At 61.6% G+C, this 22,732-nt stretch carries 15 protein-coding genes; 9 read left to right on the plus strand and 6 right to left on the minus strand.

What is annotated here, in order from left to right:
- Positions 1-250: 250 nt before the first annotated feature.
- The 3 genes from NW855_RS11895 to radC are packed head-to-tail and all read left to right on the plus strand — an operon-like array spanning position 251 to position 3,735.
- Positions 251-1,312, plus strand: a complete 1,062-nt coding sequence (locus NW855_RS11895) for a CIA30 family protein (protein ID WP_011430520.1) — start codon at positions 251-253, stop codon at positions 1,310-1,312.
- The gene (locus NW855_RS11900) at positions 1,305-2,996 is read left to right on the plus strand and encodes an ArnT family glycosyltransferase (protein WP_414402539.1); all 1,692 of its coding nucleotides are present in this window, start codon (positions 1,305-1,307) and stop codon (positions 2,994-2,996) included. Before NW855_RS11895 ends, NW855_RS11900 begins: the two co-directional genes overlap by 8 nt.
- Positions 2,997-3,003: 7 nt before the next feature.
- Entirely contained in the window at positions 3,004-3,735 is a 732-nt protein-coding gene (gene radC / locus NW855_RS11905; protein WP_011430522.1) for a RadC family protein, read from the plus strand.
- Between the two features lie 84 nt (positions 3,736-3,819).
- Here radC and fmt read toward each other — a convergent pair whose 3' ends face one another.
- From fmt to NW855_RS11925, 4 genes are all read right to left on the minus strand, one after another.
- The gene (fmt, locus tag NW855_RS11910; RefSeq protein ID WP_099813161.1) at positions 3,820-4,788 is read right to left on the minus strand and encodes a methionyl-tRNA formyltransferase; all 969 of its coding nucleotides are present in this window, start codon (positions 4,786-4,788) and stop codon (positions 3,820-3,822) included.
- A gap of 24 nt (positions 4,789-4,812) precedes the next feature.
- A complete protein-coding gene (locus tag NW855_RS11915) occupies positions 4,813-5,520 on the minus strand; it encodes a hypothetical protein (RefSeq protein ID WP_071813519.1) in 708 nt (235 codons plus the stop codon).
- A 76-nt stretch (positions 5,521-5,596) separates the two neighbouring features.
- The gene (gene mgtE / locus NW855_RS11920) at positions 5,597-6,997 is read right to left on the minus strand and encodes a magnesium transporter (protein ID WP_414508819.1); all 1,401 of its coding nucleotides are present in this window, start codon (positions 6,995-6,997) and stop codon (positions 5,597-5,599) included.
- 288 nt (positions 6,998-7,285) lie between these two features.
- A complete protein-coding gene (locus NW855_RS11925) occupies positions 7,286-9,010 on the minus strand; it encodes an electron transfer flavoprotein (RefSeq protein ID WP_414402904.1) in 1,725 nt (574 codons plus the stop codon).
- A 360-nt stretch (positions 9,011-9,370) separates the two neighbouring features.
- Between NW855_RS11925 and NW855_RS11930 the strand changes: the two genes are divergently transcribed.
- Together NW855_RS11930 and NW855_RS11935 are read left to right on the plus strand one after the other, a co-directional pair.
- Positions 9,371-10,798: a DUF2079 domain-containing protein gene (locus NW855_RS11930; RefSeq protein WP_414402903.1), complete on the plus strand. Its 1,428-nt coding sequence runs from the start codon at positions 9,371-9,373 to the stop codon at positions 10,796-10,798.
- Positions 10,799-11,041: 243 nt separating this feature from the next.
- On the plus strand, positions 11,042-13,087 hold the full coding sequence (locus NW855_RS11935) for a PhoX family protein (protein ID WP_414508820.1): 2,046 nt from the start codon (positions 11,042-11,044) through the stop codon (positions 13,085-13,087).
- Positions 13,088-13,261: 174 nt separating this feature from the next.
- Here NW855_RS11935 and ilvD read toward each other — a convergent pair whose 3' ends face one another.
- Positions 13,262-14,959, minus strand: coding sequence for a dihydroxy-acid dehydratase (gene ilvD, locus NW855_RS11940; protein WP_414508821.1), 1,698 nt, complete (start codon positions 14,957-14,959; stop codon positions 13,262-13,264).
- A 650-nt stretch (positions 14,960-15,609) separates the two neighbouring features.
- Here ilvD and fbp point away from each other — a divergent pair.
- The 3 genes from fbp (at position 15,610) to NW855_RS11955 (ending at position 19,291) form a co-directional block, all read left to right on the plus strand.
- Positions 15,610-16,608, plus strand: coding sequence for a class 1 fructose-bisphosphatase (gene fbp, locus NW855_RS11945; protein ID WP_414508840.1), 999 nt, complete (start codon positions 15,610-15,612; stop codon positions 16,606-16,608).
- Positions 16,609-16,649: 41 nt separating this feature from the next.
- Positions 16,650-18,200 carry a glucose-6-phosphate dehydrogenase gene (gene zwf, locus NW855_RS11950; protein ID WP_414402843.1) on the plus strand — a complete coding sequence of 517 codons (1,551 nt, stop codon included), beginning with the start codon at positions 16,650-16,652 and terminating at the stop codon, positions 18,198-18,200.
- A gap of 176 nt (positions 18,201-18,376) precedes the next feature.
- Positions 18,377-19,291: a tetratricopeptide repeat protein gene (locus NW855_RS11955; protein WP_240527867.1), complete on the plus strand. Its 915-nt coding sequence runs from the start codon at positions 18,377-18,379 to the stop codon at positions 19,289-19,291.
- Between the two features lie 2 nt (positions 19,292-19,293).
- Here NW855_RS11955 and dxs read toward each other — a convergent pair whose 3' ends face one another.
- A complete protein-coding gene (dxs, locus tag NW855_RS11960) occupies positions 19,294-21,243 on the minus strand; it encodes a 1-deoxy-D-xylulose-5-phosphate synthase (RefSeq protein WP_011430533.1) in 1,950 nt (649 codons plus the stop codon).
- Between the two features lie 507 nt (positions 21,244-21,750).
- Here dxs and cysK point away from each other — a divergent pair.
- A complete protein-coding gene (cysK, locus tag NW855_RS11965; protein WP_011430534.1) occupies positions 21,751-22,731 on the plus strand; it encodes a cysteine synthase A in 981 nt (326 codons plus the stop codon).
- Position 22,732 lies beyond the last annotated feature (1 nt).

A 22,732-nucleotide genomic window follows, 5' to 3' on the forward strand; every position in this document is an offset into this window, starting at 1 on the left:
GGTGTTAAGTTTGATTGCGAATTCAGGGCCCCTTCAACGGTCGGGTTATTGCCCCCACCCTGCCGAGATCGGCAATGCGATACACAAAAGCAAACTCGGAGAAGGGATCTCTTTCCTCCTGGAGAGGACAGCAGAGGTTGGGACAGATAGGGTTGAGGAGTCCTCAAAGGCGGTTCAATTGCCAGGGATCCCCTGGCTGGGGCTATCCTGTAAGCATCTCTCCTGCGTGCGTTCTCTAAGTGGGTAGGCAATGCCTTGGGACCTGGGGCGGTTTTGGAACACGCTGACCTACTACGAAGCGCTGCCCTTTGCCGACCTATGGCGCTGGGTTCAGAATGGGTTCCAAGCAGCAGCGGTTGACTTCATGCCTCCTTCCCTGGCGACTTCAGCTCCTCTTCCCGTGATCTTCTTGGGCGATGGCCTACCAGTGGGGCTGGCGGAGGCGCTGCAACAGCAGGGGGCGGAAGTCCAGGAGAGAGGGGATGAGGTGACAGCCAGGGTCATCCTGGGTCTGGAGAACCGGGAGGAAGCTAAGGCCCACCTGGAGCGGCTGCGCCGCAGCGGCCAGACGGAACAGATGCTCTTTGACTTTCGCCGGCCTGACCCCCAGGTGAACCAGTTCTGGGGCATCCTAGACGATGTGGTGATGGGCGGGGTGAGCCAAAGCCAACTGCTCTGGGGCGAGGGCGAGCTGCTGTTTACGGGGCAGGTTTCCACGGCCAACTTCGGCGGCTTTGTTTCCACGCGCACCCGCAACTGGCAGCCTCCCTTGGATGTGTCGGGGTTTGCCGGCCTGGAGCTGCGGCTGCGGGGGGATGGGCAGCGCTACAAGGTTCTGCTGCGGGATCAAGGGGGTTGGGACAGCCCGGCCTACGGCTATGCCTTCGACACCACCCCAGGGGAAGAGCAGACCGTCCAGGTGCCTTTTGCCGAGATGGTGCCTACCTTTCGCGCCCGCCGGGTTGCTGCTCCCCCTTTGAATACCCGCCAGATCTATTCCCTGCAACTGATGCTGAGCAAGTTTGAGGCGGACGGCAGCCCCAACCCCCGCTTTCGGCCTGGGCCCTTCCAACTGGGCCTGCGCTGGATCGGGCTCTACCGCCGCGATCCGCTGCCGCAACTGATGGGGGTGGCGCGGGGATCCCTAACTCCCGATTGGGTGGCGGCCTTGCGGGAGAGCTCCAGCCGCTGGTGTGGGGTGGAGATTCCTGCAGAGATCGAGGGATCCGCTCTGGCAGCCCAGTTGCTGCGGCTATTGCACTCGCCCGAGAGTGTGGGCCGGGTGGTGCCTCTAGAAGCTGTCCATGGCTAAGCTTCTGGGCCGCCTCAAGGGATCCCTGGGGCTTTTGGCCGGCCTATGGCTGTGGGCGGGCCAGGAGATCCCTTACCTGTTTGACTGGGACGAGCTCATTTACGCCAGCTTGGCGCGGCAGATGCTGGCCAGCGGCGATCCCCTGGCTTTGCAAATTAACGGCGAGCCTTTTTTCGAAAAGCCCCCCCTCTTTTTTTGGCTGCAGGCCCTGGCGATGGCGGCCCTGGGGGTCAACGAAGGGGCGGCGCGGCTGCCCAATGCCTGGGTTGGCGGGATCACCGTAGCCCTTTTGGTGGCGTGGGGAGGGCGGCTGCGCGGGGCGGGGTTTGGCTGCCTCTGGGGGATCCTGCTCCTGACGGGCTACCTGCCCCTGTTTTTCTACAAAACCGGCCTCATCGACCCGCTGCTGAATTTGGGTATGGGCGTGGGGCTGGGATCCCTTTGGGCTGCTGAGGAGGCGCGTCGGGCCGGGCGCTCCGGTCAGGGGTGGAGAGCTCTGGGCGCGCTGGCTTTGGGCCTGGCGGTGTTGGCCAAGGGGCCGGTGGGGCTGGTGTTGCCGCTAGCCATCTGGATCCTCTACAAGCTCTGGCAGCGGGATCCGCCAATGGGGTGGGGGGAGATGGTGATCTTTTTGGGCCTGGCGGCGGCTGTTCCCCTGGCCTGGCTGGTGCTGGAAGTGACAGCGCGGGGGCTGCAGTGGCTGGCGGCGTTTTGGCACTACCAGTGGGGTCTGGTGAGTACCCCCAGCGGCCATCCGGGCCCGGTCTACCTGCATCTTTTGGCCTTTGCCTGGGGGTGCTTTCCCTGGGGGGCTTTGGCCCTGGCCGGGATCCTGGAGAGGATCCCCAGGAGTATTGACTCGGCGGCTGCGGATTTAACTCAGCGGGCAGAACGCCTGCTCTTGGTGGCCTTTGGGGTGGTGCTGGCCCTGTTTTCGCTCCTGGTGCAAACCAAGTTGATCCACTACACCTCGCTGCTTTACCCCATCGGCGCCTACTTTGCCGCCCTGCGCCTGCAAGGCCTGGTTGCCGAGAAAAGGGGGCCCAGCTTTGGGGAAACTGCCTGGATCCTGCTCAGCGGCCTGGGTTGGCTGGCCCTGTGGCTGCTATTGCCGTGGCTGGGATCCCAGGATCCGGCTTTGCGGGCCCAAGTGGGGGCCGCCTTGGGGATCCCCGACAGCCTAACCGGCCGTTTGGCCCTGGGATACCTACAGGCCGAGGTGGAATGGCCCTTCTTCACCTATGGCCCTGCTTTGCTCCTGGTGCTGGGGGGACTGGCCTGGATCAGGGCGCGGCAGAGCGTTCGGGGATGGGCCATCTTGCTCTTGGCCACTGGACTCAGCGCCCAGTTGGCCTGGAGCTGCATCTTCCCAAGGGTGTTGCAGCATACCCAGGGGGGATCCGTCTACTTTTTCCGCCAGTTTGCCGGCCCAGAACCGGCTCTTTCGGGAAGGGTTGGCCTCTACGGGCTCCGCTCGTTTGTACCCTATTTTTATGGTCCGCTGCGGGTGCCCTATGCCGCCAAGCTGGAGGAGCTGGCTGCCTGGCAAGCCCAAGGCCAGGTGCCCGACTATCTGGTGACCTGGGATCCCTTTGTAGCTGAGCTAACGGAGCCAGGGATCCCAGCGGCAGCTTGGCAGGCCGTGGAGCGCCGCAGCCCCTTTTGGCTGTTGAAGAAAACCTAGGGAAGATATGGGCCAGTACGTGTTGCGGATCAGCGACCTTCCCCTTCAGGATCGCCCGCGCGAGCGGCTGCTCAGCCAAGGGGCCAAAAGCCTCTCCCACGCCGAGCTGCTGGCCATTTTGCTCAATACCGGCCAGGGGCCGGGCAAGCTCTCGGCTGTGGGCCTGGCCCAGTTGCTCTTGAAAACATTGGAAGCCCAAGGGGATCCCCTGGCCCAACTGCGCCAGGTGGAAGCCGGAGAGCTGCTGCAAATTGAGGGCATTGGCCCAGCCAAAGCAGCAACAGTGTTGGCCGCCATCGAGCTGGGGCGGCGGATCTTTTTGGCCCGACCCCCCGAGCGGACGGTGATTGAATCGCCGGAACAGGCGGCCATGGCCCTAAGCGGCGACCTGATGTGGGAGCCCCAGGAGCATTTTGCCGTCCTGCACCTGGACATCAAACACCGCCTCATCGGCCAGCAGATCGTAACCCGGGGAACCGCCACGGAAACCCTCACCCACCCGCGGGAAACCTTCCGCAGCGCCATTAGGCAAGGGGCCAGCCGCATCCTGGTGGCCCACAACCACCCCTCCGGCAGCTTGGATCCCAGCCCGGAAGATCTTGCTCTCACCCGGCAACTCTTGCAGGCGGGGCAACTGCTGCAGATCCCGGTTTTGGATCACCTCATCCTCGGCGGCGGGCAGTTCCTCAGCCTGCGCCAACACACCCGCCTGTGGGAGGAATTTCCCCAGCCCGAGTAGTTCCAAGCGCTCCGCGCCGCTAACGCGACCACCCCCGCCCCCCTACATCCCCCCGCAGGCGGGGGGACAAGAGGGGGGCCGGGGCTAGGGATCCGGCAGCACCTCAAAGCGCATGCCCACCCTGAGTTGGCCGCCGTTGACCAGATCCCAGGCCGACTGTTCCTTCCTGCCGGGCAGTTGGGCCCGCCGGATGAGGAGGGATCCCTCCCCTGTGGCCACATACACCCCTTCTCCCCTGGCCAGTCCCACCACTTCTCCGGGGCTGCCCGGGGGAAGCTCGGCAGGTGGCGGGTGCAACTGGGGAGCGGCGGAGCGGACAATCTTAATCCGCTGCCCCTGCAAGCCGGTAAAACAGTCCGGGGAAAAGGCGCGGATTTGGTTGTGCAAGGCCTGGGCCGGGCGCTGCCAGTCGAGCTGGAAGTCCTGTTTTTTAAGCAGGGGGGCATAGGTTGCCCGCGAGTCATCCTGGGGAATGGGGGTCAGCTCTCCTTTTTCCAGTTTCACCAGGGTTTCCACCAGCAGCTCTGCCCCCCGTTGGGCCAGTTGGGAGGCCAGCTCCAAGCCGGTCTGCTCCGGCTCGATGGGCAGCTTGGCCTGCAGCAAGATGGCCCCCGTATCCATGCCTTCGTCCATGAGCATGGTGGTGACGCCGGTCTCGGTCTCGCCGTTGGCAATGGCCCACTGGATGGGGGCGGCGCCGCGATAGGCCGGCAGGAGGGAAGCGTGGACATTGATGCAGCCCAGCTTGGGCATCTGCAGCACCGCCGGCGGCAAGATCTGGCCGTAGGCCACCACCACAAACACATCGGCAGCCAGCGCCTCTAGCGCCGCCAGCACCTCTGGATCCCGCCGCAGCCGGCCAGGCTGCCACACCGGGATCCCGTGGGCTTGGGCGAGGATCTTGGTGGGCGGGGGGAGCACCTTCTGTCCTCGCCCCTGCGGCCGATCCGGCTGGCAGACCAATCCCACCACTTCAAAGGGAGACTGCGGCTGCAACAAGATCTGCAGCGAGGGCAGAGCAAACTCCGGCGTGCCAAAGAAAACAACCCGCATGGCCGACCCCCTGAGCCCTGCCCTTTAGTCTAGAGCGGCCGGGGAAGGTGGAGAGGGCTCGCCCTCGGCGGCGTCGGCTGCTGGAGAAGGAAAGGGAGAAAGCCTGGTCGGGGAAGCCTGCCAAAAGGCGGGCTGTTTGAGATCGAACTCTTGGCTCCAGGCCGGCAAGAAGGAGCCCAGCTTTTGCCCGGAAAGCCGCAGCCGCTGCACAAAGGTCCATTCCAGACGGGTCAAGGCCCGCCGCACAAAGTCCTTGGCCCAAGCCGGATCCGGAACTTCCGCTGCCTGCAAGTTCACCTGTAAGAGGCCCAGCTTGGGGTGCAGATGGACGCGGGCCTGGATCCCCTGCGGGCGCAGCAGGTAGTCGAGCACATACTGGATGGCTTCTCCATCCCCGCGTTGGGCGCGATACAAGGGGCTGTTGGGGTTGGGCGGCGGCTGGTAGCGCCACTCGCGGTGCCACTCCGGGATCCCTTCGTTGGGGGGAAAGCCAAACAGCTCCACCTGGCGCTGCCGGTAGCTCAACGCTATTTCCTCTAGGGTTGGCAAGAGGCCCTGCAGCAGCCGATCCGCATCCGGGAGGGGATCCCCTTCCAGGCGCAGCAACAGGCGGTGTCCGGAAAGACGCGCCTGCACCTGCAGATGTCCCAGCCCCTGGGATCCCAGGGCTGCTTGCAAGCGAGCCACGATCTCCGGGAGAGCCGCCTGGACCTCCACAGAATGGTCAGACATCGGCAGGGATCCGCAACAAGACCAGATCCAACCTAGCCCAAGTTCGGCAAGGGCTTGGAGGGGTTGCCAGCCGGGGCTAGATTCCCAGGATTAAGCGGGCAACGGAGAAGTAGATCAACACCCCTAGCACATCCACAATCGTGGTGATGAAGGGGGTAGCCATCAAAGCGGGATCGAAGCCGAAGGAGCGGAACAAAAAGGGCAGCCCCGCCCCCGACACCGAAGAGAGAACAGAAATCCCAAATAGGCTCAGCCCGACGATGATCGCCACCAAGAGATCCCGCTGCAGGGCATAGGCCCAGCCGATGGTGATCAAGCTGAGCATGATCCCCAGCATGGCTCCCACCGCCGCTTCCCGGGCCAGCACCCCAAACCCGTCCTTGAGGCGCACCGTCGCCGTGCTCAGGCCGCGAATCACCACCGTCGAAGACTGGGAGCCGACGTTGCCGCCGCTATCCACCAACAGGGGGATAAAAGCCGCCAGGGCAATCACCTGGCTTAAGACTTCTTCCTGACCGGCAATAATCGTGCTGGTAAAGGTGTTGGTAAACAGCAAAATCAGCAGCCACACCACCCGCTTGCGGGCCGCCTGCCAAAAGCTGAGGTCGAAATAGTCCTCTTCTCCAGACTGCAACCCCCCCAAGGAGTAGATGTCTTCGGTGGCCTCTTGCTCCAGGATGTCCAGTACATCATCTACCGTAACGATCCCCACCAGTCGCCGCTCGGCATCCACCACCGGCACCGCCAACAGGTCGTACCGCTGGATGACCCGCGCCACTTCTTCTTGGTCGGTGTGGGTGCTGACAAACACCACCTCCCGGTTCATCACCTCCTCCAGCCGCTGGACCGGGTCGGCCATCACCAACTCCCGCAAGGACAGGGTTCCCGTCAGGTGTCGCTCTTGGTCGGTGACGTAGAGGTAGTAGATGGTCTCGGTTTCGCGGGCCAAGAGGCGCACCCGCTCCAGCGCCTCGGCTGCGGTCAGGTTCTCTCGCAGGGAAATGTATTCCGGAGTCATGATCCGCCCCGCGGTGTTGGGGGCATAGCCCAGCAGCAAGGCTGTGGCTTCCCGCTCTTCGGGGCTGAGCTGCGGCAGCAGTTCGGCAACCACCTTGGCCGGCAGTTCGTCGAAGAGGCGGGCCCGGTCGTCCGGCGACATCTTGTCCAGGATGTCCTGGATCTCTTGGCTTCTGAACTCGCGCAGCAGCGTCTGTTGCAGCTCTATGTCCAGGTGTTCGTAAACGCGGATAGCCAGATCCTTGGGCAGCAAGCGAAAGGCCAGAGCCTGCTGCGCCTCCGGCAACTCCCCAATGACCTCGGCAATGTCCACCGGCTGCACCGGCAGCAGGAGAGATTTGGCCTGTTCCAAGTTGTTTTCCTTTAAGGCCAAGCTGAGCTGGCCGCGCAAGAGCTCACAAGATTGCTCGCGGCTCAACTCAGGACTGGGGGCGGGTGGGATCAGCGGGGCGGAATTCAACGGCCTTGCTCCCTGCAACTCTAGCTGTAACCAAAGGTCGGGCGGCGCAAGCCCCGGACTTTAGCCCTGGGGATAAGCCGCCTTATCTCGACTTTATGATGATGTCACGAGCGCCTGCGGATTTCGATCCACGGTATTGGTTCGAGCAATATCCGACGCAAGTATCTCGGCTTGGCCCAGTAGTTGGGGTTATGGCGTCCTCCCCAACCCCCCGTCTACGGGGGGCCCTGGAGAGAACGTCAATAATGCCAGCAAGGCTGAGCCCCTATTTCGCTGGCCACAGCTCGGCTAGAGCCCATAAAAGTCGGGGCCGGATCCCTCGTAGCTGGGGTTAACCCGCAGGTTTAAGTGGGGGCAGACGATCTCGCAGGTGCGGCACTGGATGCAGTTTTCCAGCGACATGGCGTGGGAGCGGATGCCGTTTTGCTCGCGGATGTGGTGGACTTCCGCGGTGCAATCGGCCACGCAGGGGGTGGGGCGGTTGAGCTTGTCGTAGGTGGCAATGCACTGGCGGCAGATCTCGGCGCTGAACTCGAGGATGTGCCGGTTGCCTTCGGGGTAGCGGGGATCCGCAAAAAAGACGGCATCGGATCGCGAGAAATAGCCCGCTCGCGTGGTCAATGTTTCGGGATCCAGACCTGGGGGAGCCACAAAGTCCGCTTGGATGGCGGCATGGGGGGCGACATAGCCTTGGGGGGGCGGCTCGCCGGCGCTGACCCGTCCGCTGAGCAAGGTGTAGGCGCGCAGGAGTTCTCCGCCACGACGCACGGGATCCTGCAGGCCCCAGCGCAGAGATCCCAGCCAGGGATGGCCGGCATCGACGCTGCGGCAGATCTGGGGCAGGTATGCTTCCAGCAGGCGGGAGTTTTCCAGAAAGGCTTCCCGAAAATAGCGGCTGCGGTAGAGATCTTGGCCGACGGAGCTCTCCAGCACTGCTTTTTGGTAGGCCGCTTGGATGCGCAGATCCCCTTTCAAAAAGCCGTCGTGAATGAGGCCCGCCGCCAGGTAGCCGGTCTCCATGGCGTTGTTGATCCCGGCCAGGCTGCCCACATCCAGCACCCCCAGGGCATCGCCCAAAAGCAAAGCCCCTTCGACGCCAAAGCGGCTGGGCAAGCTGTAGTAGCCCCCCTCAGGAATGACGGCAGCCCCATATTTGAGCAACTTGCCGCCGGCAATGAGGGACTGGATCCAGGGGTGGGCCTTGAACTCCTGCAGGCGCTGCTGCGGGTTGAGGTTGGGGTTTTTGCTGTCGAGGCCGATGATCAAGCCCAGGGCCAGGCGGTTATCTTTGAGGCCGTAGACAAAGCCGCCGCTGAAGCTGCCATCCAAAACCGGGTAGCCCAGGGTGTGCCACACCTGCCCCTGCAGTGAGCAAGGGATCTGCCACAGCTCCTTGACCCCCACTGACCACAGTTGCGGGCGGGGGCGCAGGTGAAACTTCTCGACCAGATCTTTGGAGATAAATCCCTTGTCCCCGAAGCAGGTGAGCTCGGCAAAGACGCAATCTTCATAAACCTGGCCGGAGTCGCTCACCCGCACCCCAATGACTCGCTCCCCCTCATAGAGGATCTCATGGGCGGCAAAGCCAGGGAATACGTCCAGGGTGACGTTGGGGATCCCTTTGGCTTTTTCCTGCAGGGTTTCGGCCAGCCAGCGAATGACATGGCTGAGGGTGAGGATGAGCTGCCCCTGTTTGCGCAACCCCTTTGGGATCACTGCCTCTGGCAAGTCCCACCGTTCCTGGGATCCCAATATGCTCAGGTGGCTCACCTCCACCCGCCCCTCGTGGGGAAATCCTTGGCTCTCAAAATCCGGGAAAAGCTTGGCAATCACCTGGGGGTTGCAGATAGCGCCACTGACAATGTGCCCACCAAATTGCCGGGCTTTTTCCAAAATGGCAATGGAGATTTTAAGCCCAGAGAGCTTGGCCAGATCCAGAAGGCGATGGGCCAGGATTAGGTTCGAGCAGCTCCCCCCCACCAAAAGCAGGTCGTAGCGAATGGCTTCACCCATGCAGAATTCCCACCCAGCGGCTTTGGATACCCTGCCTGTATCCTAAAGAGAGGCGGTGGAAAGAAAGCAAAACTTTAGACCTTCTCAAGCTTCTGCGCTGCCTCCACAGCCGAGACAATGGCCAACTCTCCTTCTCATCGGTGGACGGTCGCGGTGCCTCTTCTAGCAAGACTGTCGGGGTTTTTGCCTCGGACTTCGGGCCAAGCTGTCTGCACTGCCGTCTGGGTTCAAGCAATCCCTAGCTTTTGCGATAGCAACACGGCTTCGGCTGGGCAGAACCGACAGTTCGTTGGCAGCAACTGGATCTGCTCCGGTGGGATCCCCCAGTCTTGGCGGATGTCGAAGAATCGTCCTCTGCCTATGTCTATGTTGGCAATGCTGCTCTGCGCCTTCTTGGCTCTTTTGAGCTGCAGCGTTGTGCGACATCACTTATTTCAGTCGGGCGGCTACGACCTCGGAATTTTTGACCAATCAATTTATCTAATTAGCCGTGGAGAAGTTCCTTTTTCCACCATCCGCGGGATCCACATCCTCGGAGATCATGCGGCCTTCATCCTATATCCCATCAGTCTCTTGTATCGCATTGTTCCCTCTGTATATTGGCTGTTTGGCATCCAAGCTCTGGCACTAACGCTGGGAGCGCTGGCCGTTTACCATCTGGCGCTCCAGGCCGAGATTGATTCTGGCAGGGCGAGAACAATTGCCGCCGCCTATCTTCTCTACCCAGCCATCTTCAACGCCAACCTTTTTGATTTTCATCCAGAAGTGTTGGCCGTTCCCCTTTTTTTGGCCGCTATACTCTGTGTTCGCTCTGGCAAGCTGTGGGGGTTTTTGCTGTGCCTAGGCGGCATCCTCGGCTGTAAGGCGGCATTGTCTCTCAATGTCGCTGCCCTGGGAGTTTGGCTTTTGATCTGGGAAAGCCGGCGGATTGACAAGCGCTGGCAACGGCGCTGCCAAGTGGCCGGCTGGCTTGCCATAGCGGCAGGGTCGGCTTGGTTTGGCGTGGCTACTTTTTGGATTATTCCTCACTTCAGTGGCAGCGAGCCGGCAGCCGTTTCTCACTATAGCTATTTGGGCAGTTCTGTTCCTGAAATTATCCAAAACTTGGTTCTCAAGCCAACATTAGTCCTGGGCAAGGTCTTCTCTCTCGACACCCTATTCTATGGATTTTTGTTAGTCATCCCTGTGGCTTGGGGCCTCTCTTGGCGCCACTGGGATCCCTGGATCCCTGCCCTGCCAACTTTGGGGCTGAATATCCTTTCTAGCAATCCTGCTTATCGGGACCTGGTGCACCAGTACGCGCTGCCTGTTGTTCCTTTTCTATTTCTAGCTGTTATCGAAAACGGGAAGACGACCAACCCTCCCGCCTCTTCTGCGAAAGTAAACAAAACAGCCCTGATCTGGTCTTTGCTGGCTTTTTTGGCTTTGGCCAAGTATACCTTTTTCGGCTCCCTCTATCTCCAGTCTCTCGACACTTGGCAGGCCACTCGTGAGGCCCTTGCCCAGATCGCCACCTCAGGGGGCGTTCTCACCACCCATGAGATCAGCCCCCACCTCACCCATCGGCGGGTTATTTACTTTACCGACGAGAGCCGCTTTAAGGGATCCCCTCCCGACCAATGGGATCCCTTTGATTATGTCTTGCTCAACAGCCGCCATCCGGGGTGGCGCAGCAGCCCAGAGTTCTCCCAGACCCTGATTGCCGCTTTACAAAACGAAACCTCATTTCGACTTCTCTACCATCGCGATGGGGTGTATCTGTTCTCCAGGCTACGAGAAAGATCCTGACAGGCAGCCGCAGCAATGCCCTGCCTCATCGCAACAAATCGTTAAAAAAAATTGTTACGTCGATCTAAAGAAATTCTCCAAATCGGCAAGGCTTAACCTGGGCTTGGTCTCTCCTTAACTTCGAGCCACTAGTTTTGTAGTGCCTATCCTTATGCGTGAAAACAGTCACGCGGGGAATAGATGTTTTTTGTAAAACATCTAGCTTCTAGAAGACCGACAAGACAAGAGAAGAGGAGAACCAAAGTGAATAGCAATCCGCATGGCCCCCGGCTCCGTCATGGGGACGAGCCTCTGTGCAATCATTCGCCCAACCCTACCTTCAGCAGCATTCTGGAAACCCGCCTGCAGCGGCGCCAAGTGCTGCAGGGCGGCATTGCGGCGGCAGTGGCCACCTTTTTCGGCCTGCCGGCGCTAAACGGCGCTTCCAAATCTGCCAAAGCGGCCAGCGGCAGCTCCTTGCTGGGCTTCAAGGCGATCCCCGTGAGTGCAGAAGACAAAGTGGTGGTGCCCGAAGGCTACACGGCTCGACCGCTGCTGGCCTGGGGTACCCCCATCACCGGCACCTACCCACAGTTCAAGCTGGAAAACACCGGCGCCGAGCAAGGGATGCAGGTGGGCAGCCACCACGACGGCATGCACTTCTTCCCCATTGATGGGAAGGATCCCTGGCAGGGCCGCTCTGATGAGGGCTTGTTGGTGTTCAACCACGAGTATGTGGAGCCGCGCTTCATGCACGCTGCCGCCAAGGGGCAAAAGTTTGACGACGAGGACTATCCGGTCAATCCCGACGGCAGCCGCGATCCCGATCAAGTACTCAAAGAGCTGAACGCCCACGGGGTGAGCATTGTCCACATCAAGCAGCAGGGGGACGGCAACTGGACTGTGGTGCGGGATCGCCTCAACCGCCGCATTACCGGCCTCACCCTCATGGAGATCCACGGGCCTGTGCGGGGATCTGACTTCGTCAAGACCAAGTTCAGCCCCGATGGCACGATGACGCGGGGCACCTTGAACAACTGCGCCCACGGCGTTACCCCCTGGAACACCTACCTCACCTGCGAAGAAAACTGGGCCGGCTACTTCACCAACACCAGAAAAGGGCCGGATCAAAAGCCCAACCTGCCCCGCGAGCACAAGCGCTACGGCGTGAGCACCGAGACCTCCCGCTACGGCTGGGAGCTGGCCAGCAACAAAGCCGACGAGTTCATCCGCTTCAACGCCACCCCCACGGGCGCCGATCCCACCCAGGACTACCGCAACGAGCCCAACACCTTCGGCTGGGTGGTGGAGATCGATCCCTTTGATCCCAGCAGCACGCCCAAGAAGCGCACGGCTCTGGGCCGCTTTGCCCACGAGGGCGTGGTGTTCCAGCCGCCGGTGGAAGGGCAGCCGATTGTGCTCTACATGGGGGACGATGCCCGCTTCGAGTACATCTACAAGTACGTCTCTGCCGAGCCCTACCGCAAGGAGACGGCAGGTGGCCACCTGTTGGATAAAGGCACCCTCTACGTGGCCAAGTTCAACGAAGACGGCACAGGGGAGTGGATCCCGCTGGTGTTTGGGCAAAACGGCCTCACGCCCGAGAATGGCTTCACCAGCCAGGCGGACGTGTTGGTGAACACCCGCACGGCGGCGGATTTCGTCGGCGCCACCAAGATGGATCGGCCCGAATGGGGAGCGGTGGATCCCAAGACCCGCATGGTCTACTTCACCCTGACCAACAACAGCCGCCGGGAACCAGACCAGGTGAACGCCGCCAACCCCCGTCCCAAGAACCAGTGGGGCCACATCATCCGCTGGAAAGAGATGGGCAGTCCCCAGTCCACCCGCTTCGAGTGGGACATCTTTGTCTTGGCCGGCCCCTCCGCCGACAGCCGTACCCTGTCAGGGCAGCCTCTCAACGCAGACAACATCTTCAATTCTCCCGATGGGCTGTGGTTCGACGCCAGCCGTCGCCTCTGGATCCAGACCGACACCAGCGAAAGCAATCTCAACCAAGGGGATTTTGCTCCTTTTGGCAATAACCAAATGTTGGCTGCCGATCCGGATACAGGGGAAATTCGCCGCTTCTTGACCGGGCCGATTGGGCAGGAGATCACCGGTGTGGTCACCACTCCCGATCAGCGCACCATGTTCATCAACGTGCAGCACCCAGGCGCCACCACCAGCGAGGACGACTTTGCTGCCGGCAAGGTCGATTCCCGCTGGCCAGACTACGACCCCAATCTCTACCCCCGCTCGGCGGTGGTGGTGATCACCAAAAATGACGGCGGGATCATCGGCACTTAATCGGCGCTGAATCCTCATTATCAACCGCATCACGCAATCAGGCGGCAGGGATCCTTCATCTCTGCCGCTTTCTTGCACTTAACCCAGCAAGGCTGATCCCTGCAGGGTCAGGAATCTGGAGCTATCTCTCAAGTACCAATTCTCCCTCTGGGAGACGAGCCGGGGGTGAAGGGCCTAATCCCACAAGTTCAAATCCGTCACCGCCCCCAGGCTGCTGCTGGAGACCAGCTTGGCGTACTTGGCCAGAACACCCCGTTTGTAGCGGGGCTCGGGCGGAGCCCAGCGGGCGCGGCGGCGGGCCAGCTCTTCCTCACTAACATGCAGGTGCAACAGGCGAGCGGGGGCATCGATGGTAATGAGATCCCCTTCCTCCACCAGGGCAATGGGGCCGCCTACGTAGGCCTCAGGGGCCACATGGCCCACCACCATGCCGTAGGTGCCGCCGGAGAAGCGGCCATCGGTAATCAGGCCCACGCTGTCCCCCAGGCCGGCGCCGATGATGGCCGAAGTGGGGGAGAGCATCTCCCGCATGCCGGGGCCGCCCTTGGGGCCCTCGTAGCGGATCACCACTACGTCCCCCGGTCGAATTTGGCCGGCGAGGATGGCCTGCAGGCAGGATTCTTCTGAGTTGAAGACTCGCGCCGGCCCCGCGATCTTGGGAGTCTTGACGCCGCTGATCTTGGCCACCGCCCCTTCGGGCGCGAGGTTGCCTTTGAGGATAGCGATGTGCCCTTGGGGGTAAAGGGGGCTGTGCCAGGGGCGGATGACCTCTTGGTCGGGGCTGGGCTCGTCGGGCACGTCCCGCAAAACCTCGGCAATCGTCTGGCCGGAGATGGTGAGGCAGTCGCCGTGCAGCAGGCCGTGGTTGAGCAAGATCTTCATTACTTGGGGGATCCCGCCGGCCCGGTGCAGATCGGTGGCAACAAACCGGCCTGAAGGCTTGAGGTCGCAGAGGACGGGCACGCGGGCGCGGATGGTCTCGAAGTCATCCAGCGTCAGGGGCACTTCTGCTGCGTGGGCAATGGCCAAAAAGTGGAGCACGGCGTTGGTGGATCCCCCTACCGCCATGATGACCGAGATGGCGTTCTCAATGCTCTGGCGGGTGATGATGTCCCGGGGTCGGATATTGGCTTGGATGGCCTCAGCCAAGACCTTGGCCGATTGGGCAGCGCTTTCGGCTTTCTCTTCGTCCTCTGCCGCCATCGTGGAAGAGTAGGGCAGGCTCATGCCCATGGCCTCAAAGGCGCTGGACATGGTGTTGGCCGTGTACATGCCGCCGCAGGATCCAGCACCGGGACAAGCATGGCGCTCGACTGCCAGCAGCTCGTCCTCGGAGATGCGGCCAGCGCTGTACTCCCCTACGGCTTCAAAGGCGCTGACGATGGTGAGGTCGCGGCCGTTGTAATGCCCCGGCTTGATGGTGCCGCCGTAGACGAAGATGGCGGGCACGTTGAGACGGGCCATGGCGATCATCGCCCCCGGCATGTTTTTGTCGCAGCCGCCGATGGCCAAGAGACCATCCATGCTCTGGCCGTTGACCACCGTCTCGATAGAATCGGCGATCACCTCCCGCGACACCAGGGAGTACTTCATTCCCTCAGTGCCCATGGAAATGCCGTCGCTAATGGTGATGGTGCCGAAGACCTGAGGCATGCAGCCGGCCTCCCTCAGGGCAGCTTCAGCCCGCTCGGCCAAGGCTTGGATCCCGATGTTGCAAGGGGTGATGGTGCTGTGGGCGTTGGCGATGCCGACAATGGGCTTGCCGAAATCCTCATCGCGGAAGCCCACTGCCCTGAGCATGGCGCGGTTGGGAGAGCGCTGCACTCCCTGGGTGACGACTTGGCTGCGCAGTGGAGAAGGAGGGTTGGCCATCATGGAACAGAGCGGGACGACAAGCCCCCGCTGGGATACAAGTAGAACCCATCTTACCGCTCTGAAAGACTCATACAACGCTGGACAAAAGCGGACTTTTGCTCCAGGTTGACGCTTTCTTCCTGCTTCCACGACCCGTAGCTAGTGGCAGAGTCCACCCCTACCACCCCGCCAGAGGGATCTCCACAGGCGTCACTTCCCCGCGAGCTGCAGGTAGGTGCTCCTTGCTATACCGGGCACACCGGCTAAAGACGGAGCCAACTTTAGCCTAGGCAAAGTGCCTACCAGAAAAGATGTACTCGCAAGCCTACTAGCTCAGCCCATCTCCGTCAAGGCAGGAGGTTGGTTATGCCACAAAGTGGCTGATGTCTAGTGAATCAAGGACTAGAGGAGAGCCCTGTTTTTGCCAGCCCAGCCGAAGCAAAAGCCCGGCAAGGCCAGCCAAATCTGAAGCAACTCTGTAAGTTCCCGGCACCTGCGCCGAGAATCGGCCAGCCTACCTAGTAGAAGGGATCCCAGCCTCCATCGGGTCAGCGGGACAGAGTCCTTGCTAGAAGCGAGGGATCCCTTGTTTCGGCGTTTCTTTAGGGAAGCCTCGTATGGTTCTCAGCTCTCCTCCCTCGGTCATGCCCAGCAGCGCCGAACGCGAGATGGCGCGGGATGTGCTCACCCTCTCCCGGCATGTCTTGCAGCAGTTTGGCAGCTTCACCGCCGAGGCCCAGGACTTCAGTGCTCTAATGAACCGCATTGCCCTGGCCGGAAAGATGATTGCCCGCCGCCTCAGCCAGGCAGGACTCATCGAGGGAGCGCTGGGCGTAACCGGCAACGTCAATGTCCAAGGGGAAGAACAGCAGCGGATGGACGAGTACGCCAACCGGGCCTTCATCCGCGCTTTGGAGCAGACAGGGCTAGTCTGTCGGCTGATCTCAGAAGAGATGAAAACCCCGGCCCGCCTGCCGGAAAACTGCTCCCTCAGCCGCCTGGCGCTGCTTGTCGATCCCCTAGATGGCTCCTCCAATATCGAGGCCAACCTCAGCGTTGGCTCCATTTTCTCTGTCCTTCAGCCCCTGGAGGATCGCCCTGAGGCTGACCACCAAGATCTCCTCCAGCCGGGCCGCCGGCAACTGGCTGCTGGCTATATCCTCTACGGCCCCAGCACCCAACTGGTCTATTCCGTCGGCAAGGGAGTACACAGTTTTACCCTGGATCCCAGCTTGGGCGAGTTCATCCTCTCCAAGAGCGACCTTCGCATTCCCGAACGCGGCTCCGTCTACAGCCTTAACGAGGGCTACTTCTGTCAGTGGAGCGAAGGGATCCAGAACTATGTCCGCTATGTCCACCGCCGCGATGGCTACACCGCCCGCTACAGCGGCGCTCTGGTGGCTGACTTTCACCGCATCCTGTTGCAGGGAGGAGTGTATCTCTACCCTGGCACCCGGCAAAAACCAGAGGGCAAGCTGCGGCTGATGTACGAGGCCAACCCGCTGGCGTTTTTGGCTGAGCAGGCGGGAGGCGTAGCCACCACCGGCACCGAGGCCATCCTGGACATCGTGCCCCAATCCCTGCACCAACGAGTGCCTTTGATTATCGGCAGCCGCAAGAATGTGGAAGAAGTGTTGCGCTGCCTGGAAGGGTCGTTGACCCCCTAGCCACCCTTCCCAACCCCGCCCACCCAAGCTGAGCCGACCCTATGGCAACCCTGACTGAAAACCCCTTGCGCGTTGGCCTCAACCAAGAGCGCATTCCGGATCCTTGTATTTTGGTGCAGTTTGGTGCTTCCGGAGATCTGGCCGCCCGCAAGCTGATCCCGGCCTACTACCGGCTATTCGTGCAGCGACGGCTGCCGCCGGAGTTTACCCTGGTGGGGGTGGCCCGGCGCGACTGGAGCCACGAGGTCTATCGGGACAAGATGCGGGCAGCCCTGAAGGAATTTGCCTCCCAAGATCTGGGGCCAGAAGCCCTCTGGCAAGACTTTGCCAGCCGCCTGTTTTACTGTCGCCTGGATATTGGCGATGCCGAGGGCTACCTGCGCCTCAAGCAATTTCTCAGCCAACTGGACGAAGAGCGGGGCACCCGTGGCAACCGCGTGTTTTACCTGGCGGTGGCACCGGACTTCTATGCCCAGGCCCTCCAGCAGTTGGGGGCAGCGGGGATGCTGGCGGATCCAACCAAAACGCGGGTGGTGATCGAAAAGCCCTTCGGCCACGACCTCACCTCGGCCCAGGAGCTGAACCGCCTTGTGCAGCGCATCTGTCAGGAAGAGCAGGTTTACCGCATCGACCACTACCTGGGCAAAGAGACGGTGCAAAACCTGCTAGTCTTCCGCTTTGCCAACGCCATCTTTGAGCCTCTCTGGAACCGCAACTACATCGACCATGTGCAGATTACGGTGGCGGAAACGGTAGGGGTGGAGGATCGGGCCGGCTACTACGACGCTGCTGGTGCCCTGCGGGACATGGTGCAGAACCACCTAATGCAGATCTATTGCCTGACGGCCATGGAGCCGCCCGTCTCGTTGCGCGGCGATGGGGTGCGCAATGAAAAGACCAAAGTGCTGCAGGCCACCCGTCTGGCCGACACTCGCAACGTGGCAGCCGCAGCGGTGCGGGCCCAGTATGGTCCCGGCTGGATTGGCGGCAGGCCAGTGCCCGGCTATCGCCAAGAGCCCAATGTCAACCCCAACTCGCAGACCCCCACCTATGCCGCCCTGAAGCTGGAATGCGACACCTGGCGGTGGAAAGGGGTGCCCTTTTACCTGCGCACCGGCAAGCGCCTAGCCAAGAAGGTCTCCGAGGTGGCCATCTACTTTAAGCAGGTGCCGCTATCTCTTTTTCCTTCGGCAGCGCGGGAGGTGAGCCCCAACATCCTGGTGCTGCGCATACAGCCCAACGAGGGCATCTCCTTGCGCTTTGAGGCCAAGATGCCGGGGCCGGAGATCCGCACCCGCTCGGTGGAAATGGATTTTCGCTACGGGACAGCCTTTGGGTCAACCACGCCAGATGCCTACGAGCGCCTACTGTTGGACTGCCTGCTGGGGGATCCCACCCTGTTCACCCGCGCTGACGAGGTGGAAGCCGCCTGGCGGGTGGTGACGCCGGTTTTATCGGCCTGGGAAGCCCAGCCCGGCGGCAATGGCAGCAGCGTTGCGCCGCCGCTGTACACCTACGAAGCCGGCACCTGGGGGCCGAAGGCCGCCGAAGACCTGCTGGCCCAGTCGGGGCGGCGGTGGCGACGCCTCTAGTTTGTTTCAATCGCTGCCTTTACCCCCAGCCCCTCTTCCTCAGGGAGGGGGGAGTTGGAGGCCGCCGACACGTTCGCGACAGCGTTGGATAGCAATATGGTTGAAACCAGTCCTGGCAGGAAGGATCCCCGCTTGCTGCAGCTAACATGGGCATGGCCTGTTTTTGCGTGGGTGTCATGCCGCCACTGTTATTCCGGTTGTCTGTCCGGTTTTTGCTAACCTTGCCGCTGGGCCTCGCCATGGTGTTGGGGAGAGGGAAATGGGATCCCGCTCGAGCCCAGGTGTTGCTGCGTGTTCCCCTGCCCAATGGGGAGTTGATGCGGGCGCAGGGGCTGCAACTGGCCACGGACGCGCTGCGGCTGGCCCAGTTTGGCCAGACGGAAGAGGCGCTGCGCCGCCTGCAACTGGCGGTGGCCATGGTGCCCACCTCTTCCGAGCTGCTCTACGTTTTGGGCAACGTCCACCTGGAGCTAGGAGACTATGGCCAAGCCATCCAAGCGCTGCAAAAGGCCCGCGCCCTGGCTCCCGACGACGCCGACATTCTCTACTCGCTGGGATCTGCTTACTTGCGGCAGGGCAGCTATTTTGCCGCCGCTGAAACCCTGGAACGGGCTGTTGCCTTGCAGCCAGATAGCCCCAACGCCCGCTTTCAACTGGGCAATGCCTACCTCATGCTCGACCAATGGGATCGCGCCCGGCAGGAGTATGAGAAAACCTTGGAGTTGGATCCCGCCTATTGGCCGGCCATGAACAACATCGGCCTGGTGGACTATGAACAAGGGGATCTGGAGGCGGCCATCGAGCGCTGGGAACGCACCATCGAGATGAACGACGCGGTGGCAGAGCCCTACCTAGCCCTGGCTACGGCCCTCTACGTTCGCGGCGAAACCGAACGGGCGGAAGAACTGGGGGCCAAGGCCATGCGCCTGGATCCCAGCTATGCCCGGCTAGAGGTGCTGCGGGAGAACCTGTGGCGGGAGAACCTGCTGCGGGATGTGCAAATCCTCCTGCGCACCCGTCCTGTTGCAGAGGCTCTGCAGCAAGCCGCCATCGAGCAGTTCAACCAGCAGATGGGCCTTGGGAAAGAGTAGGCTCAGGAGCTGCCCAGAATAGCTTGAGCCTGCGAGGCCCTCTGTCCCTGAAGGGCCTCGACCTTGGCCCGGATGCGCTCGGCAATGCCGACGCTGTTCAGGCCCAGTTCCGCCAGCGATTCTTCAGGAGTGGCGTGCTCCACCCACACATCCGGCACCCCCAGGCGCAACAGCGGCACTCGGATATCGGCATCCAGGAGAGCTTCCCCCACTGCCGAGCCAAACCCGCCCATGAGGCAGCCTTCTTCCACCGTCACCACCAGGCGGCTCTGTTGGGCCAGGGGCAGGATCAGCTCGGTATCCAGAGGCTTGGCAAAGCGGGCATTGACTACCGTCGTGGAGATGCCGTGTTCCTTGAGGATCTCCGCTGCCTGCAAACTGGGATGCACCATCGACCCATAGGCTAGGATCAGGACCTCGCCGCCGCTGCGCAGCACCTCTGCTTTGCCGATGGGAATGGGCTCCCACCCCTCTTCGGCCAGAGGCACCCCCACGCCAGCTCCGCGCGGGTAACGCATGGCGATGGGGCCCTTTGTGTACTGGATCCCGGTCACCACCATGCGCTGCAGCTCCGCCTCGTCTTTGGGGGCCATCAGCACCATCTCGGGAATGCAGCGCAGATAGGCAATGTCGTACATGCCCTGGTGGGTGGGGCCGTCCGCTCCCACCACCCCTGCCCGATCCAAGCAGAAAAAGACCGGCAGCTTTTGAATGCAGACATCGTGGATGATCTGGTCGTAGGCCCGCTGCAGGAAGGTGGAATAGATGGCCACCACCGGTCGCATCCCCTCGCAGGCCATGCCAGCAGCCAAAGTAACAGCGTGCTGCTCGGCAATCCCCACATCCACGAACTGATCCGGCAGTTTTTCTTTGAGCTTGTCTAGGCCGGTGCCGGTGTCCATAGCCGCCGTGATGCCAATGATGCGGGGATCCCGCTCCGCCAGTTTACAAAGAGTGTGGCCGAAGACCTTGCTATAGCTAGGGGGAGTGGGTTTGGTAGGAGGATAGGGTTTGCCGGTGGCTAGGTCGAAGCGGGATTGGGCGTGATAGCTTACCTGCTCAGCCTCTGCCGGTGGGTAGCCCTTGCCCTTGACCGTAGCCACGTGCACCAGCACCGGCCCAGAGATGCCGTGGGCCAGCTCAAAAGCATCCAACAATTCCGCCAGGTTGTGCCCGTCCACCGGCCCTACGTAGGTAAAGCCCAGCTCCTCAAAGATGATGCCGGCCTTGTTGTTCTGCACGGCAGTAACCAGCTTCACCGTCTCCTTGAGACGGTCGATTTCCGGGCTGAGGCTGGAGCCAACTAGAGGTAGGTTCTTTAGCTGCTCCTCCAGGCTGTCGGCCAAAAACTGCACCGGTGGGCTGAGGCGCAGGCGGTTTAAATAGCGCGGGATGGCCCCCACATTGGGGGAAATCGACATGCCGTTGTCGTTGAGAATCACCATCAAGTTGGTCTTGGGCAGGTGCCCGGCGTGGTTGATGGCTTCATAGGCCATGCCCCCAGTCAGGGCGCCATCCCCGATGATGGCCACCACCTTGAAGTTTTCTCCCCGCCGATCCCGAGCGATGGCCATGCCCAGGGCTGCCGAGATGCTGGTGGAGGCGTGCCCGGCCCCAAAGTGGTCGAAGCGGCTCTCACTCCGCTTGAGGTAGCCGGAAATCCCTCCTTTCTGGCGAATGGTATGGAAGTTGTGGTAGCGGCCAGTAAGCATTTTGTGGGCATAGGCTTGGTGGCCCACATCCCAAATCACCTTGTCGCGATCCAGGTCGAGGGTTTTGTAGAGCGCCAAGGTCAGCTCCACCACGCCCAGCCCCGGCCCCAGGTGACAGCCGACTGGAGAGTTGGCAGCCGTTTGCAAGTGCTTTTCGCGAATCTGGCGGGCTAGGCTGCGCAACTGGCTGAGGCTGAGGTTGCGGAGCTGGTTGGGGTGAGTGATCTCACTCAGGTGCATAGGGGACTTGTCCTTCCGGTGTAATCTCACTGTGACATACTCCCGCACTCATGCTGACGTATAGAGTGCGGGCTTCTCGCTTCGTCGGGGAGCTTCTGCAAGAACTCTCTGCGTTCGGCTTTGCCGTGCCGTTAGGGATGCAGACATGGAATGCCCTACCGCGTAGTTGCACCAGGTTCCGGCAACGCCGTTTTCTACAACTAGATCCATTTTATTGTTGCGAGTCTGCGACGGGGGTATCTGGCACTGACTGCCTCTCGACAGTACAGTGCGGGGCTGATCTACCCCCGAACCCCCTTCAGCTAAATCATTTTCTGGGCGGGTTTTGTTGCCATCCCCTGCGGAACTTCGGAAAACATCGGGATCCCCTGGTCCAAGGGCAGTGAGATCCTGAGAGGGAGCACCAAGGAGCTCATGCAGGGGTTAGCATCGCACAAGGCCCTCGGCTGCTCTGGACTTGAGGCCGACGGCCTGCTGTCGCGATCGGTTTCTGCCTTTTTGTGAACCATGAAAATTGCCGCCAACATCACTCAGCTCATCGGTCGTACCCCTCTTGTGCGGCTAAACCGGATCCCTCAATCCGAAGGGTGTCTGGCTGAGATCGTCGTGAAATTGGAGAGCTTTAACCCTGCCGCCTCGGTGAAAGATCGCATTGCCGTGAGCATGATCGAGGCTGCCGAACGAGCTGGCTTGATCACCCCCGGCAAGACCATCTTGGTGGAGCCCACCTCTGGCAATACCGGCATTGGCCTGGCCATGGCTGCTGCTGCCAAGGGTTACCGGCTGATCATCGTTATGCCTGAGAGCATGAGCCTGGAGCGGCGGCGGCTGCTGAAGGCTTACGGAGCAGAGGTGCACCTGGCCAGCAGCGCCGGCGGCATGGGGGAGGCCATCTGGAAGGCCGAAGAGATCGTGCGCCGCACCCCCAATGCCTATATGCTGGGCCAATTCACCAATCCGGCCAACCCTCAAATCCACGCCCGCACCACTGGCCCGGAGATCTGGGAGGATACCGATGGCCAGGTGGACATCTTGGTGGCGGGGGTGGGTACCGGCGGCACCATCACAGGGGCAGGCGGCTTCCTCAAAAGCCAAAAACCCTCCATTCGACTGGTGGCCGTCGAGCCCAAGGCCAGTGCTGTTTTAAGTGGAGGGCGGCCCGGTTTTCACCGCATCGAGGGCATCGGGGCGGGGTTTGTGCCGGAGGTGTTGCGGCGCGACCTGCTGGACGAGGTAATTGCGGTAGATGACGAGGAGAGCATGGTCTACAGCCGCCGCCTGGCCAAAGAAGAAGGGATCCTCTCCGGCATCTCCACCGGGGCAGCCCTGGCTGCCGCTATCCAGGTGGGGCGGCGACCGGAAAACGCCGGCAAGCTGATCGTGATGATCCAGCCCAGCTTTGGCGAGCGCTACCTGAGCACGCCCCTCTTCCGCAACCTGGAGCGGGAGGAGGCCGACGCCGGGATCCTGCAGGCCAACCCAACCTAGG

This window comes from Synechococcus sp. RC10B2 (assembly GCF_047502635.1).